Annotated in this window: 14 protein-coding genes; 11 read left to right on the forward strand and 3 right to left on the reverse strand. The window is 73.4% G+C overall.

The genetic code is table 11. The features are described 5' to 3' along the window. Nucleotides 1–90: 90 nt before the first annotated feature. Both ACH4TG_RS38785 and nudC read left to right on the forward strand, forming a co-directional pair. Nucleotides 91–1,518, forward strand: coding sequence for a M20/M25/M40 family metallo-hydrolase (locus ACH4TG_RS38785; protein WP_398247652.1), 1,428 nt, complete (start codon nt 91–93; stop codon nt 1,516–1,518). A 60-nt stretch (nt 1,519–1,578) separates the two neighbouring features. Then, a complete protein-coding gene (nudC, locus tag ACH4TG_RS38790) occupies nt 1,579–2,517 on the forward strand; it encodes an NAD(+) diphosphatase (RefSeq protein WP_398247654.1) in 939 nt (312 codons plus the stop codon). Nucleotides 2,518–2,571: 54 nt separating this feature from the next. Here nudC and ACH4TG_RS38795 read toward each other — a convergent pair whose 3' ends face one another. Further along, a complete protein-coding gene (locus tag ACH4TG_RS38795; RefSeq protein WP_398247656.1) occupies nt 2,572–2,829 on the reverse strand; it encodes a mycoredoxin in 258 nt (85 codons plus the stop codon). Between the two features lie 148 nt (nt 2,830–2,977). Here ACH4TG_RS38795 and ACH4TG_RS38800 point away from each other — a divergent pair, with 148 nt between their 5' ends. From ACH4TG_RS38800 to ACH4TG_RS38820, 5 genes are all read left to right on the forward strand, one after another. Then, complete coding sequence (locus tag ACH4TG_RS38800; RefSeq protein ID WP_398247658.1) at nt 2,978–5,236, forward strand: ATP-dependent DNA helicase UvrD2; 2,259 nt, start codon at nt 2,978–2,980, stop codon at nt 5,234–5,236. A gap of 138 nt (nt 5,237–5,374) precedes the next feature. Continuing rightward, nucleotides 5,375–5,710, forward strand: a complete 336-nt coding sequence (locus ACH4TG_RS38805) for a hypothetical protein (RefSeq protein ID WP_398247660.1) — start codon at nt 5,375–5,377, stop codon at nt 5,708–5,710. Nucleotides 5,711–5,846: 136 nt separating this feature from the next. Continuing rightward, on the forward strand, nt 5,847–6,206 hold the full coding sequence (locus ACH4TG_RS38810; RefSeq protein WP_398247662.1) for a WhiB family transcriptional regulator: 360 nt from the start codon (nt 5,847–5,849) through the stop codon (nt 6,204–6,206). Next, nucleotides 6,203–6,523 (forward strand): hypothetical protein, encoded by a 321-nt coding sequence (locus ACH4TG_RS38815; RefSeq protein WP_398247664.1) that lies wholly within the window; start codon nt 6,203–6,205, stop codon nt 6,521–6,523. The genes ACH4TG_RS38810 and ACH4TG_RS38815 overlap by 4 nt, the downstream gene beginning before the upstream one ends. A gap of 147 nt (nt 6,524–6,670) precedes the next feature. Next, complete coding sequence (locus ACH4TG_RS38820; RefSeq protein WP_398247665.1) at nt 6,671–6,859, forward strand: hypothetical protein; 189 nt, start codon at nt 6,671–6,673, stop codon at nt 6,857–6,859. Between the two features lie 18 nt (nt 6,860–6,877). On the opposite strand, the gene ACH4TG_RS38825 is transcribed toward ACH4TG_RS38820, so the two are convergent. Together ACH4TG_RS38825 and ACH4TG_RS38830 are read right to left on the reverse strand one after the other, a co-directional pair. Beyond that, nucleotides 6,878–8,227 carry an ABC1 kinase family protein gene (locus tag ACH4TG_RS38825; protein ID WP_398247667.1) on the reverse strand — a complete coding sequence of 450 codons (1,350 nt, stop codon included), beginning with the start codon at nt 8,225–8,227 and terminating at the stop codon, nt 6,878–6,880. A gap of 21 nt (nt 8,228–8,248) precedes the next feature. After that, nucleotides 8,249–9,631 carry a ThiF family adenylyltransferase gene (locus ACH4TG_RS38830; RefSeq protein ID WP_398247669.1) on the reverse strand — a complete coding sequence of 461 codons (1,383 nt, stop codon included), beginning with the start codon at nt 9,629–9,631 and terminating at the stop codon, nt 8,249–8,251. 673 nt (nt 9,632–10,304) lie between these two features. On the opposite strand from ACH4TG_RS38830, the gene ACH4TG_RS38835 reads away from it, so the two are divergent. The 4 genes from ACH4TG_RS38835 to ACH4TG_RS38850 all read left to right on the forward strand — a co-directional run bounded on the left by ACH4TG_RS38835 (nt 10,305) and on the right by ACH4TG_RS38850 (nt 14,196). After that, on the forward strand, nt 10,305–10,832 hold the full coding sequence (locus tag ACH4TG_RS38835; protein ID WP_398247734.1) for a M48 family metallopeptidase: 528 nt from the start codon (nt 10,305–10,307) through the stop codon (nt 10,830–10,832). Nucleotides 10,833–11,036: 204 nt separating this feature from the next. Next, complete coding sequence (locus ACH4TG_RS38840) at nt 11,037–12,725, forward strand: TerD family protein (protein WP_398247671.1); 1,689 nt, start codon at nt 11,037–11,039, stop codon at nt 12,723–12,725. 6 nt (nt 12,726–12,731) lie between these two features. Next, a complete protein-coding gene (locus ACH4TG_RS38845; RefSeq protein ID WP_398247673.1) occupies nt 12,732–13,415 on the forward strand; it encodes an AIM24 family protein in 684 nt (227 codons plus the stop codon). A 16-nt stretch (nt 13,416–13,431) separates the two neighbouring features. Next, nucleotides 13,432–14,196: an AIM24 family protein gene (locus ACH4TG_RS38850; protein ID WP_398247675.1), complete on the forward strand. Its 765-nt coding sequence runs from the start codon at nt 13,432–13,434 to the stop codon at nt 14,194–14,196. Nucleotides 14,197–14,204: the final 8 nt, after the last annotated feature.

Genomic DNA, 14,204 nt, shown 5'->3' on the forward strand with positions numbered 1-14,204 from the left:
GGCCCGGCGCGGGTGGCGCCCGGCGGGGGAGGGACGGGCGCCGCGACCCGCCCGGCCTTGTTCACGGGTGCCCAAGCTAGGCTGCACGCCATGAGCTCCACCCCGGACGACGCTGTCCAGACGTACATCCGCGCCCACCGCACGCGGTTCCTCACGGACCTGGCGGCGTGGCTGCGCATCCCCTCGGTGTCCGCCGACCCCGACCGTGCCCCGGACCTCCTGCGCAGCGCGGAGTGGCTGGCCGCGGTCCTGAAGCGGACCGGTTTCCCGGTCGCCGAGGTGTGGCCGACCAAGGGTGCGCCGGCGGTGTTCGCGGAGTGGCGCAGCGAGGACGAGGACGCGCCGACCGTGCTGGTGTACGGGCACCACGACGTGCAGCCGGCGGCGCCGGCCGACGGCTGGGACACCGACCCGTTCGAGCCGGCCGAGCGCGACGGGCGGCTGCACGCGCGGGGCGCCGCCGACGACAAGGGCCAGGTGTTCCTGCACACACTGGGCCTGGGCGCGCATCTGGCGGCGACCGGGCGGACCACGCCCGCGGTGCACCTGAAGTTCCTGGTCGAGGGCGAGGAGGAGTCCGGCTCGCCGCACTTCCTGGAGCTGATCAGGGAGCGCGCCGAACGGCTGGCCTGCGACACGGTGATCGTCTCGGACACCGGGATGTGGTCCGAGGACACCCCGACGGTGTGCACCGGCATGCGCGGCCTGGTCGACGGCGAGATCGTGCTGTACGGCCCGGACCAGGACATCCACTCGGGTTCGTTCGGCGGCGCCGTGCCCAACCCGGCGACCGAGGCCGCCCGGCTGGTGGCGGCGCTGCACGACGACGACCGGCGGGTGACCATACCCGGCTTCTACGACGGGGTGGTCGAACTGACCGGGCGGGAGCGCGAGCTGCTCGCCGAGCTGCCCTTCGACGAGGCCGCGTGGCTGCGCACCGCGAAGTCGCACGCCGCACTCGGCGAGCGCGGCCACAGCACCCTGGAGCGGATCTGGGCCCGCCCGACCGCCGAGGTCAACGGCCTGCACAGCGGCTACGGCGGCCCGGGCGGCAAGACCATCGTGCCGTCGACCGCGACGATCAAGTTCTCGTTCCGGCTGGTGGCCGGGCAGGACACCGCCGTGATCCAGCGGCTGGTGACCGGCTGGGTGGCGGAGCGGCTGCCCGCCGGTATCCGGCACGAGATCCGCTTCTGGGGCGGCGGCACCCGCCCCTGCCTGACCCCGCTGGACCACCCCGCGCTTCGCTCGCTGGTGCGGGCGATGGGCCGGGCGTTCGGCCAGGAGATCCGCTTCACCCGCGAGGGCGGCTCGGGGCCGGCCGCGGACCTGCAGGACGTGCTGGGCGTTCCCGTGCTGTTCCTGGGAATTTCCGTGCCGTCCGACGGTTGGCATTCGGTGAACGAGAAGGTGGAGCTCGACCTGCTGTTCAAGGGGGTCGAGACCACCGCTCATCTGTGGGGGGAGCTGGCCGCCGACTGGCGGGCCGCGCCCTGGCGGGCCGGGTCGGGCCGCTGATGAAAGCGGGCCGCACGCACCTCAGCCGACGCACGTGAACGACCGGGAGCAGGAAGCACCTTGACCGAACTCGACGCGACTTCGCAGCCGCTGGCCCTCACCCACCAGGGCGTGGACCGGGCGGCCCATCACCGCCTGGACGAGGCGTGGCTGGCTGCGGCCTGGAGCCACCCGACGACCCGGGTGTTCGTGGTCTCCGGCGGCCAGGTCATGGTCGAGGACACCGAGGACGGCCGCACCGAGATCGTCATGACGCCGGCGTTCGACGCGCCCGAGACCGAGACCCACCGCTACTTCCTGGGCATCGATCCGGACGGCGTGCGCTACTTCGCGCTGCAGAAGGACGCCCTGCCGGGGCGGATGGACGACGCGGCCAGGGCCGCCGGGCTGCGCGAGGTCGGCGGGCTGCTGTCGCCGCTGCAGGCCGGGCTGATGGTGCACGCGGTGGCGCTGGAGAACTGGCAGCGGATGCACCGCTTCTGCTCCCGGTGCGGCGAGCGGACCGTGATCGCGGCCGCCGGCCACATCCGGCGCTGCCCGGCGTGCGGCGCCGAGCACTACCCGCGGACCGACCCGGCGGTGATCATGCTGGTCACCGACGACAAGGACCGGGCGCTGCTGGGCCGCCAGGTGCACTGGCCCGAGGGCCGCTTCTCCACGCTGGCCGGGTTCGTGGAGCCCGGCGAGTCGGTGGAGCAGACGGTGCGCCGGGAGGTGCAGGAGGAGGTGGGCGTCGCCATCGGCGAGGTGGAGTACGTCGCCAGCCAGCCCTGGCCGTTCCCGTCCAGCCTGATGCTGGGGTTCACCGCGCAGGCGACCTCGTCGCAGATCACCGTGGACGGTGACGAGATACACGAGGCCCGCTGGTTCTCGCGCGAGGAGCTGCAGGCCGCGTTCGAGTCCGGCGAGGTGCTGCCCCCGTCGGGCATCTCGATCGCGGCCCGCCTGGTCGAACTCTGGTACGGCAAGCCGCTGCCCGCGCCGGGCGTCGGCCGCTGAACCCGGGCCGCCGCCGGGTCTCCGGCGTGCGGCTGTCGGCCCGCGGGGGCCGGCTCAGGCGCCGAGGGCCTGCTTGACCTGCGCGAGGCTGGGGTTCGTCATGACCACTTCGGGGGCGCCGCCGAGCGGGACGACCTGGACGGTGGGCACGGTCTGGTTGCCGCCGTTGACCTTCTCGACGAACGAGGCGGACGCCGGGTCCTGCTCGATGTTGATCTCGGTGTACGCGATGCCCTCGCGGTCCAGCTGGGACTTCAGACGACGGCAGTACCCGCACCAGGTGGTGCTGTACATGGTCACGGTGCCCGACATCGGTGGTGCTCCTTCGCGCAGGGGTGGCGGTGGCGGCTCGTGCCGCCGGTACGGGAACGCCGGGGAGGCGTGCCGCATTCCGGGACGCTACCGGCCGCCCTGTGGATAACCTTCCCGGGGTGTCCGCGGGAAGTGGCAGAGTGGCGGGGTGACTGCGACACTCCACGACTCGCTCTTCCCCGCGGTACCCGACTCCGCGGACGCGGTGCTCGACGGCCTCGACCCCGAGCAGCGCGCCGTGGCCACGGCCCTGCACGGGCCGGTGTGCGTGCTGGCCGGCGCCGGCACGGGCAAGACCCGGGCGATCACGCACCGGATCGCCTACGGGGTGCGGGCGGGGATACTGCAGCCCGGGAGCGTGCTCGCGGTCACCTTCACCGCACGGGCCGCGGGCGAGATGCGCGGGCGGCTGCGGCAGCTCGGAGCGGGCGGAGTGCAGGCGCGCACCTTCCACGCGGCGGCGCTGCGCCAGCTCCAGTACTTCTGGCCGCGGGCCATCGGCGGCGAGATGCCGCGGCTGCTGGAGCGCAAGGTGCAGCTGGTCGCCGAGGCCGGCGCGCGCTGCCGCATCCGGCTGGACCGCAACGAGCTGCGGGACGTCACCGGCGAGATCGAGTGGTGCAAGGTCACCCAGACCGTCCCCGAGGAGTACGCGGCGGCGGCTGCCAAGACCGGCCGGGAGGTGCCGCGGGACCCGGCCGAGGTCGCCCGGATCTACACCACCTACGAGCAGCTCAAGCGCGACCGCTCCGTGATCGACTTCGAGGACGTGCTGCTGCTGACCGTCGGCGTGCTGCAGGACCGGCCGGACGTCGCGGACACCGTGCGCTCGCAGTACCAGCACTTCGTCGTCGACGAGTACCAGGACGTCAGCCCGCTCCAGCAGCGGCTGCTCGACCTGTGGCTCGGCGGCCGGGACAGCGTGTGCGTGGTGGGCGACGCCTCGCAGACCATCTACTCCTTCACCGGCGCCACCCCGGAGTTCCTGCTGGGCTTCCGCACCCGGCACCCGGACGCCACCGTGGTCAAGCTGATCCGCGACTACCGCTCCACCCCGCAGGTCGTGGCGCTGGCCAACGGGCTGCTCGGGCAGGCCCGCGGGCAGGCGGCCGCCCATCGGCTGGAGCTGGTCTCGCAGCGCGAGGCCGGCCCCGACCCGGTCTACCAGGAGTACTCCGACGAGCCCGCGGAGGCCGAGGGCGCCGCCCGGCGGATCCGCCAGCTCATCGACTCCGGGGTGCGGCCCAGCGAGATCGCCGTGCTCTACCGCATCAACGCGCAGTCCGAGGTCTACGAGCAGGCACTGGCCGACGCCGGGGTGCCCTACCAGCTGCGGGGAGCCGAGCGGTTCTTCGAGCGGCCCGAGGTCAGGGAGGCCGGGCTGCTGCTGCGCGGCGCGGCGCGGGCGTCGGCAGAACCGGGGGAGCCGGAGCCGGTCCCCGACCAGGTGCGCGCGGTGCTCAGCTCCCGGGGCTGGGCCTCCGAGCCGCCCGCCGGCTCGGGCGCGGTGCGCGACCGATGGGAGTCGCTGGCGGCCCTGGTGCGGCTGGCGGAGGACTTCGCCACCGCCCGGCCCGAGGCGACTCTCGGCGACTTCGTGGCCGAACTGGACGAGCGGGCGAACGCCCAGCACGCCCCGACCGTCGAGGGCGTCACCCTGGCCTCGCTGCACGCCGCCAAGGGCCTGGAGTGGGACGCGGTGTTCCTGGTCGGCCTGACCGAGGGCACCCTGCCGATCACCTACGCCAAGACCGACGAGCAGGTCGAGGAGGAGCGCCGGCTGCTGTACGTCGGCGTCACCAGGGCCCGGTTCCACCTGTCGCTGTCCTGGGCGCTGTCCCGGTCGCCCGGCGGCCGCGGCGGCCGGCGGCCCTCACGCTTCCTGGACGGGCTGCGGCCGGGTTCGGCGGCCCGCGGGGCCCGCGGCGCGGGAGCGGGCGGCAGCGGCGGCGTGGAGCGCGGCCAGGGCGGCGGCCGCAGGCGGCGCGGCCCGGTGCTGTGCCGGGTGTGCGGCCGGACGCTCTCGGACGCGGGCGAGATCAAGCTGATGCGCTGCGAGGACTGCCCCTCGGATCTCGACGAGGCGCTGTACGAGCGGCTGCGCGCCTGGCGGATGGAACAGGCCAAGGCGCTCGGGCAGCCGGCCTACTGCGTGTTCACCGACAAGACGCTGCTGGCGATCGCCGAGGTCCGCCCGTCGGGCGAGGGAGAGCTGTCGCAGATCGCCGGAGTGGGCGCCCGCAAGCTCGAACGGTTCGGCGAGGACGTGCTCGCGCTCTGCTCCGGGACGGAACTCGAAATTCCGGTTCAGGGCGGCGGCCAAGTCCCGGACGGGGACCGGGCGGACGATCCACGCCAGGGCTCCGACCTGCCCGAAGAATCTTCTGAAGAAGAAGCCGAAAAATAGTTTGCGCATCGCGCGGCGGTCCCCATAGCCTTCACGAGCACGGTCGGGAACGGCTCTTCCAAAGGCCCACCCGCTCGTGATGTACTAGGCAAGTCCGTTCCACTGCCCTTACGAGACGCCGAGAGGAGGCGAACCCCGATGATCAGCCAGCTGACCAACGTCATGACCGATCGCTCGGTGGTCCTTGCCTGCCCGCTCGGCATTTCGATGCCCGGCTCCCGTCTGTCCTCCGCCGCTCTCCTGCCGGTTCTGCCGGTCAGTGAGCGGATCGAGCGACCGACCCAGGCGCCCGCGGTAGCGGCGGCGAAGGCTCAGGCGCAGGCCTATGCCTTTGCGGCGGCGGCCAACGGCGCCGGCGCTGGTACCGCCACGGGCGCAGAAGCCGCCAATGGACACGCGAACGGACAGCAGAAGACGCAGCAGCACGGTAAGTGGGCCTTCCGCGGGCTCGAACCCTGGAGTGATCCAGCCTGATCAGGCATCAGGTCGGCGCACCTCAGGGCCGCGGAATCCCAGACCGGGATCCGCGGCCCTTCTGTTTTCTTCAGACCTGCACGAAAGAGCCGGCCGAACCACCGGCCGGACCGACAGACGAGGAACGAACCCAACCGTGCATACCGCCCAGCACGCATCGTCCGGATCCCTCCCCGACCCGACCCGCCCGCCCGCACAGCCTCCGGAGACCACCTTGCTGCCCCTCACCGAGCTCGACGACGAGATCGAGCGACTCGGCGTGCCCGTCCCCTGCCGTACCTACGACCCCGAGGTCTTCTTCGCGGAGTCGCCGGCGGACGTCGAGTACGCCAAGTCCCTCTGCCAGACCTGCCCGGTCCGCGAGGCCTGCCTCGCGGGTGCCAAGGACCGCCGCGAGCCCTGGGGTGTATGGGGTGGCGAGCTGTTCATCCAGGGTGTCGTCGTTCCCCGCAAGCGGCCCCGTGGCCGCCCGCGCAAGGACGCGGTCGCGGCATGAACATCAGGAAGTCCACGACCCCCGGCACCCTTGACCGCCCTCTCACGCACGATCCGAAGAAGCAGGCCCCGATGACTCCCACCCTCAGCGAACTGCCCCCCCGTGAATCCGACGCGTTGGCGTCGCGCCAGAACAGGAAGCTCGAAATGCAACTCATGCCAGAAGCCCTGGCACGTGCCCATATGCAACAGCGGCTGCAGGAGGCGGAGCACGAACGCAGGTCCATGCACCTGCTCGCCGCCCGCCGGTTGCAGCGGCGTGCCGAACGCGCGTCCCTGCGTGCCCGGCGCGCCCTGGCCATGGCCGTGATGCAGTAACCGCGCCGGCTGGAATCCCGTGATTCCGCTTGTGTGCACGACCAGCGCATGACCTCCCAAGACGACCCCGCGGGGCCGGTCCGAAAGGACCGGCCCCGCGGTGCGTTCAGACGGCGAAGCCGGCCCGGGCGGAGGTATCGTCAAGCAGTGGATCACAAGCCTTCCCCGGCCGGTTCCCAGGCGACGACGTGCGCCCGCTGCGGCGTCACCCGCGAGGGCCTGCCGCTCACCTGGACCTGCTCCGTGGAGAACGGCCGCCGCGTCTACTTCTGCGACGGCTGCGCCCGCAAGCACCTGCGCAGCATCGAGGGCCGCCTGGACTCCGCCTGGTGGTAGCGCGGCCGGGCCCGCGGGTCAGGCCGACTCCGCGGTGCCCTCCGGGTCGAAGCCGGGCAGCCACTCCAGCAGCTCGTCCCGCAGCCGGACCGTCGCACCGAGCTGGCACAGCACCCCGACGGTGCTCAGCGTCACCCGGTGGATCAGCAGGTAGGACGGCGGCAGGTTCAGCTGCTTGCCCAACTGGTGCGCGGGGGAGCGCGGATCGGCGATCCTGGCCGCCTGCGCCCGCATCCACGCCCGCTCGAACCGGAACTCCTCCCGCGCGGCCGGCTCGATGATCGGCTGCAGGTAGTCCGCCACCGCGTCCGCGTCCAGGGTGATCGTCGGCTTGACGAAGCCCTCCGTGCGGAGCATCGCGTAGACCTGCTCGGCCTCGCCCTCCAGCGCCAGCCGCAGCGCCGTGCCGATCGGCAGCGGCAGGCCCTCCGGCAGCCGGTCCACGGTGCCGAAGTCCAGCACGCCCAGCCGCCAGCCCTCGGCCGGACCGTCGTCCACCAGCAGCCGGAAGTTGCCCGGGTGCGGGTCGGCGTGCAGCAGCCCGGTGCGCGCCGGCCCCGCGAACAGGAAGTGGGCCAGCAGCTGCCCCGCCCGGTCGCGCATCTCCTGGCTGCCGCCGGAGATCACCTCGGACAGCGGCACCCCGTCCATCCACTCGGTGACCAGCACCTGGTCCGCCTGGTGGACCACGTCCGGCACCTCGACGTCCGGATCGCCGGCGAACTCCGCGGCGTGCGCGTGCTGCGCCTTCGCCTCCAGCTCGTAGTCCAGCTCCTCCGACACCCGCTCGCGCAGCTCCGCCAGCAGCGGCTTGACGTCCATGCCCGGGATCAGCGGGCCGAACAGCCGTGCCACGCGCCCGAGTTGGCCGAGATCCGACAGCAGCGCCTCGCCGGCCCCCGGGTACTGGACCTTCACCGCGACCTTGCGGCCGTCGCTCCACACCGCGCGGTGCACCTGGCCGATCGACGCCGCCGCCGCGGGAGTGTCCTCGAACTCAGCGAACAGCGACCGCCAGTCCTTGCCCAGCCGCTCGGCCAGCACCCGGTGGACGGTGCGGGCCGGCATCGGCGGGGCGGCCTCCTGCAGCTTCGTCAGCGCCGCCCGGTAGGGCCCGGCCACGTCCTCCGGGAGCGCGGACTCGAAGACGGACAGCGCCTGCCCGAACTTCATCGCGCCGCCCTTGAGCTCGCCGAGCACCTTGAAGATCTGCTCCGCGGTGCGTTCCTGCAACTCGGTCGCCACCTCGTCGGCCGGCCGGCCGCCGAGCCGCTTGCCGAGACCCATCGTGGCCCGCCCGGCGAACCCCAGAGGGAGCGCTGCCAGTTTCGCGGTCCGGGTCACAGCCTTGCGCGGAAGATCAGACATGCGCCCCTCATTTCCGGTCGGTCACATGGCCATTGTGCCCCTCCCTTCACCAGCCCAGGAGAGGAGACCGCCGGATGCCGCCACCGGCGGCGCATTGTCCCGGTCGTCAGGGGCAGCGCCACGGTCCGGGATGCGGACGGCCCCCTGGACGGCGTGGGAGACACGCCCGCCGGCGGGTTCGTGCGCCTGATCGCGCCCAGGGCGGGCAGCGCTCGGGGCGGGACGGCGGGCAGGACTGCGGGCCGGGCCGTCCTCCGTCCGGTCCTCTCCGTACCCGGGTCCGGCACCCACCCGGGCCGCGCGGGCCGCCGCGCCGCACCCGCAGCCGGCCTCCGCGGGCAGTTGCCGGACCCGTTCCGACAACCGGTCCAGCGACAGCTCCGCGCGGGCCCCGGCGCTGGGCGGCGTCCGGCCGTCGAGATGCGCCAGCACATGCGCCGCCGCGAGCCCGGCCACCGCGGTGGCCAGCGCGATGTCGCAGGCCGGCACCGCCGGCTGCCGCCCCGACCTGAGCTGCGCCAGCATCCGCGGCCACGCCGGATCCCGCCGGGCGAGCCGCAGCCCCACACACTCCCCGCAGGCGGTGCGCCCCGGCAGGACCATCGGGCCCACCACGCCCGTGCCCTCCAGCACGCCCGCATAGAGGTGGGGCACCCCCGACTCCACGAGCCGCCGGGCCTCCTCCGGATCAGGGGCGTAGGCGTGCAGGCCGTCGCGAGGGGCGACCACCACCACCGTTCCCGTGCCGGCACCAGGACCTCCGCCGGGACCGCCGCCCGCGGCGCCCGCTCCGGTCGTGCCGCGCCGGGCCTCAGGCGCCGCCCGGCGGACCGCGCCGCGCCCGGCCGCGTCCCTGCGCTCGCCGACCTGCTCGGCCGGGATGCCGCCCGGCGCCGTGTCCCACGGCTCCACACGCCCGCTGTCCAGCACCTCCACCGCGCCCACGCCGGCCGCTGACAGCACCGCGGCCAGTTGCGCGCCCACCCGGCCCGCGCCGTGGACCCGCACCCGGGCCGCCCTCCGGTGCCTTATCCGCGCCGCCGCCCCGCCCGGCCCGGGGTGCACCACCGACAGGGCCGCCAGGTCCGGGCGCAGCCGGTCCAGCAGCGGCGTCCGGTGCCGCACCGCCGAGGACAGCGCCGCGTGGGCGGCCGCGTCGTCCAGCACGCCACCGTCGGCCAGCAGCGCGAGCAGCCGCCGCACGCGGTCCGGCTCCAGCCCGAGCGCCCCGGCGTCCCGCGTCAGTGTCGCGGTGCTCCGTGTGCCGTCGAGCAGTTCCAGGAAGCCGGCCGCCGGGCCGTCGATCGGCTCCAGCACCACCGCGTGGTCCGGGTCCACCCCGAACTGCACGCTCTCCCCGTCCCGCCAGCTCCGCCGCAGCGCCGTCTTCAGCATCGGCCGCATCGCCCTCACACCCCTTCTCGCAACTGCTCCCACACGAACCCGTCGCCGCCCTGGTCCGGCGCGCGCCCGTCGCGCAAGCCGTCCATCTGCTCACTGTCCGTGAGCGGCCCTGCCAGCATGCCCGACCGGTTCCGAACCGCCGCCGAGTTATCCACAGGCTGTGGGAGATGGTCGTTTTGTATGCCTGCACGCCTGTACGCCTGTACGCCTGCACGCCTGCCCGCCCGCCCGCACGCCTGCCCGCCCGGCGCGGCGTCCCGCACGCACCCGTGCCCCGACCGCGCACGCACCCGTGCCCCGCCCCCGCGCCCACCCGCGCTCCCGACCCCGCGCGCCCCGTACTCGCGCCCCCGTACCCACCACCCGCGCCCTCACCGCGGGCCCCCGCGCCCCCGCCGCGCCCCGGCATCCCTCGCCCAGCCGCGCCGCCACGCCGGGGCCCGGTGCCGCACCCGCGCCCACCCCCGCCCCCTTCCGCTTACGTGCAGGTGAGCGAGGGTTCACCGGATCGTGGGACAGGTGAACGAGGCCATTCCAGATGTGTGCGAACCGAGGTGATTCGCGGGTCGAACGGCTTGGAGGCGGGACTTCCCACAGGTGAAACGGGTACGGTCGAGGCGTGTCGCCCGATCCAGCGCGTAACCTCGCCAGCCAGACCGCCCGCGGCCTCCGGATGAGCGAGGCGAGCGCTGTGGAGGTGCGTCGCAGCGCCCGCCGGCGCCGGACGGTGTCCGCCTACCGGGACGGCGACCGCACCGTCGTGCTCATCCCGGCGCGGATGTCCGCCGCCGAGGAGCAGCGCTGGGTGAGCGTGATGCTGGAGAAGCTCGCCGCGCAGGAGAGCCGCCGGATGCCCGGCGACGAGGAGCTTGCGGGCCGGGCGGAACGGCTGTCGGAGCAGTACCTGCAGGGCCGCGCCGTGCCGGACACGGTCCGCTGGGTGACCAACCAGAACTCCCGCTGGGGCTCGTGCACGCCGTCCGAGGGCAGCATCCGGCTGTCGCACCGGCTGCAGGGCATGCCCGAGTACGTCATCGACTATGTCCTGCTGCACGAGCTCGCCCATCTTCTGGTGCCCGGGCACGGCCCCCGGTTCTGGAAGCTGCTGGAGAGCTACCCGCGCACCGAGCGGGCCCGCGGCTTCCTGGAGGGCGTGGTGGCCGCCGACCGGCTGCCGAACCCGCCGACACCGCAGGACTGACCGACGGACCGCAGAATCGTTCGGCCGCAACTGCCCGCGCGCCGCCGATCCCCCCGCACCGCGTTTCCTCCGCTTCCCGCGCGTCACGGCGCGCGCGAAACGGTGACGGAGCGGTGACCCGGGAGGAATGGCCCGCCGTCGGGCCGAGCGGTTAGCCTGTCGCAACGCACCGGCAGCACACAGGGGATGGGGGAAGGTCCCAGCATGGCCAGGGAATTCCAACGCGGCCACAAGGCCAAAATCAGCGATCTGACCGCCGGCACCGATCTGTACGTCGGCGTGCAGATCGCCGCCCCCGGACTGACCTTCGACATCAGCTGCTTCGGGCTGGACGCGGACGAGAAGCTCTCCGACGACCGCTACTTCGTCTTCTTCAACCAGCCCAAGTCACCCGAGGAGTCCATCCAGTTGCTGGGCGCGCAGGCCGGCGACACGGAGTCGTTCCGCGTCACGCTGGAGCGCGTCCCCGCCGCGGTCCAGCGGCTCAGCTTCACCGCGACGATCGACGGCGACGGGCAGATGTCCCAGATCGGGCCCGGCTACATCCGGCTCGTGGCGGGCGGCGACGAGGTCGCCCGGTACGCCTTCACCGGTGCCGAGTTCAGCACCGAGCGGGCGGTGATGCTCGCCGACATCTACCTCAAGGACGTGTGGCGGTTCGCCGCCGTCGGCCAGGGCTTCGACGGCGGGCTCGCGGCGCTGCTGCAGAACTTCGGCGGCGAGGTCCTCGAGGAGGAGCCCGCGGCGGAGCCGCCGCAGCAGCAGTCCGCGCCCGGGTTCGCGCCCCCCGGCGGCGGCGCCCCGGCCCCCGCGCCCGGGTTCGCCCCGCCGTCCGGCGGCCCGACCCCGCCGCCGGCGCCCGCGCCGTCGTTCGGCGCCCCGGCCCCGGCTCCCGTGCCGGCCCCCGCTCCCGCGCCCTCGTTCGGTGCGCCCGCCGCCCCGCCGCAGCCGGCGGCCCAGCAGCCCGGCTTCACGCCGCCGCCCGGCAGCGGCGGCCAGGACATCCACCAGGCGCCCACGATGATCGCGCCGCTGGCCCCTCCGCCCGGCCAGGCACCGCCCTTCGGCCAGGTCCCGCCGCCCACCGCACCGCCCGGACCGGGCATGACCCCGCCGCCGTTCCCCGGCCCGCCCGGGCCGCCCGGCCCGCCGTTCGGCCAGCAGCCCGGCTACCCGCAGCCCGGCGCGCCCGCCAACTACGGCCTGCCGTCCATGCCCGTGCAGGCGGCGCAGGGGCTCGCCGTCTCCATGGAGAAGTACCGCGAGGCGCCCACCGGGCAGCGCTGGACGCAGCAGAACCCGAAGATGATGCGCGCCGACCTCAGCCAGGCCGGCGGCCAGCCGGTCCTCGCCCGGCAGGGCAGCATGGTGCTCTACCAGGGCAAGGTCGACTTCGGGTACAAGGGCGCCGGCTTCACCGGCCGCATCGTCGGCAACATGACCGGCCAGGAGATGCAGCTGATGCGCTGCACCGGCAACGGCCAGGTCTTCTTCGCCGAGAACGCCTCCTACCTGCACCCCGTGGAGCTCCAGGGCGACGCCCTGTGCGTGTCCGCCGAGAACGTCCTGGCGTTCGACGAGAGCCTGCAGCACGAGGTGCGCAGGATCGAGGGCCACGGAATCCCCGGCGGCGCCCTGTTCACCATGCTGTTCCAGGGCACCGGGACGGTGATCGTCAAGACCCACGGCACCCCGGTGGTGCTCCCGGTCACCCCGACCACCTATGCCGACAGCAACGCGATCGTCGCCTGGTCGGCCGGCTCCCAGGTGATCGTGTCCAGCCAGGTGAGGCTGCGCCGCAGCGCCTACCCCGGCCACAGCGGCGAGACCGTGAACCTCCAGTTCCGCGGCGCGCCCGGCAACTTCATCGTCGTCCAGCCCTACGAGGTGTGACCCGCCATGGACCAGCAGATGATCGCCGGCTATGCGCCGACGCCGGTCACCGCCCGCATGGAGAACCACGGCTCCTCGATGCTCAAGGTCGCGATGCAGACCGGCCAGGACCTGTTCGCCAGGACCGGCTCGATGATCGCCTACGAGGGCTTCGTGCAGTACGAGCCGAACCCGCCCGCGGTGCGGCAGATGGCCTCGTCCTGGCTGACCGGTGAGGGCGCCCCGCTGATGAAGTGCAGCGGCGACGGCCTGCTGTACCTGGCGGACTACGGCGCCGACGTGGTGTGCCTGAGCCTCAGCAACGAGTCGGTGTCGGTGAACGGCAGCAACCTCCTCGCCTTCGACGCCCACCTGCAGTGGGGAGTCGAGCGGGTCAAGGGCCTCGCCAAGTTCGCCGGGCAGGGCCTCTTCAACGTCGGCGTGTCCGGCACCGGCTGGGTCGCGGTCACCTCGCGGGGCACGCCGATCGTGGTCGACTGCGGCAGCGGCGCGGACGAGACCTACGTGGACCCGGACGCGCTCGTCGCCTGGTCCTCCGGCCTGAAGATGAAGGCCAAGCGCAGCTTCAAGGCGTCGTCGCTGATCGGGCGCGGCAGCGGCGAGGCGTTCCAGATCGGCTTCTCCGGGCAGGGCTTCGTGGTGGTCCAGCCGAGCGAGGACAGCACTGACCGGCTCCGGGCCCGGGGCTGAGGGGGAGCGACACATCATGCAGAGCCCGCTTTTCGCCTACACCGAGGTCCAGGACCAGAGCTACTACAGCCTGCAGAACTCGTATCTGCTGCGGGTGCGGCTGGACGGCAACACCGGTCCCGACTGCCTGGCCCGCAAGGGGGCCATGGTGGCCTACCAGGGCATGATCGAGTTCGACGGCGAGTACCAGTCGCCGTACCAGCGCAGGACCCGCGGCCACACCGGAGAGGGCCTGGACCTCATGCGGTGCTCCGGCCAGGGAACGGTGTACCTCGCCAACCTCGCGCAGCAGATCCACGTCCTGGACGTCGACCACGAGGGCCTGACCGTCGACAGCGCCTACGTGCTGGCGCTCGACTCCGGCCTCCACTGGGAAGTCATCGCGGTGGACAGCCAGTTCGGCCTGTCCGGCACCGGCCAGTACAACCTGAACATCTCCGGCAGCGGCAAGGTCGCCCTGATGACCTCGGGCAAGCCGCTGATGATGCCCGTCACGCCCGACAAGTACGTGTCCTGCGACGCGGACGCGGTGGTGGCCTGGTCCACCGGGCTGCGGGTCCAGATGCAGGCGCAGACCAGCAGTTCGTCGGTGTTCCGGCGGCGCGGCACCACCGGCGAGGGCTGGGAACTGAACTTCGTCGGGCAGGGCTACGTCCTGGTCCAGCCGAGCGAGTTGATGCCCCCGCAGAACATGCAGCTCGGGGGTCTGCGCGGGCAGTACGGCATGGGCCCGCAGGGCGCCCGCGGGCAGAACCCGGGCAACATCTGGTCCAACCGCTGACGCCGGGC

This window comes from Streptomyces sp. NPDC020917 (genome assembly GCF_044333795.1).
GTDB lineage: Bacteria > Actinomycetota > Actinomycetes > Streptomycetales > Streptomycetaceae > Actinacidiphila.

Excerpts from the sequence above, each read along its gene's own strand:
- ACH4TG_RS38785 (WP_398247652.1), top strand. The coding sequence starts at position 91 with ATGAGCTCCACCCCGGACGACGCTGTCCAGACGTACATCCGCGCCCAC.
- ACH4TG_RS38850 (WP_398247675.1), top strand. The coding sequence starts at position 13,432 with ATGCAGAGCCCGCTTTTCGCCTACACCGAGGTCCAGGACCAGAGCTAC.
- ACH4TG_RS38835 (WP_398247734.1), top strand. The coding sequence starts at position 10,305 with ATGAGCGAGGCGAGCGCTGTGGAGGTGCGTCGCAGCGCCCGCCGGCGC.
- ACH4TG_RS38830 (WP_398247669.1), bottom strand. The coding sequence starts at position 9,631 with ATGCGGCCGATGCTGAAGACGGCGCTGCGGCGGAGCTGGCGGGACGGG.
- ACH4TG_RS38815 (WP_398247664.1), top strand. The coding sequence starts at position 6,203 with ATGAACATCAGGAAGTCCACGACCCCCGGCACCCTTGACCGCCCTCTC.
- ACH4TG_RS38845 (WP_398247673.1), top strand. The coding sequence starts at position 12,732 with ATGGACCAGCAGATGATCGCCGGCTATGCGCCGACGCCGGTCACCGCC.
- ACH4TG_RS38805 (WP_398247660.1), top strand. The coding sequence starts at position 5,375 with ATGATCAGCCAGCTGACCAACGTCATGACCGATCGCTCGGTGGTCCTT.
- ACH4TG_RS38840 (WP_398247671.1), top strand. The coding sequence starts at position 11,037 with ATGGCCAGGGAATTCCAACGCGGCCACAAGGCCAAAATCAGCGATCTG.
- ACH4TG_RS38825 (WP_398247667.1), bottom strand. The coding sequence starts at position 8,227 with ATGTCTGATCTTCCGCGCAAGGCTGTGACCCGGACCGCGAAACTGGCA.
- ACH4TG_RS38795 (WP_398247656.1), bottom strand. The coding sequence starts at position 2,829 with ATGTCGGGCACCGTGACCATGTACAGCACCACCTGGTGCGGGTACTGC.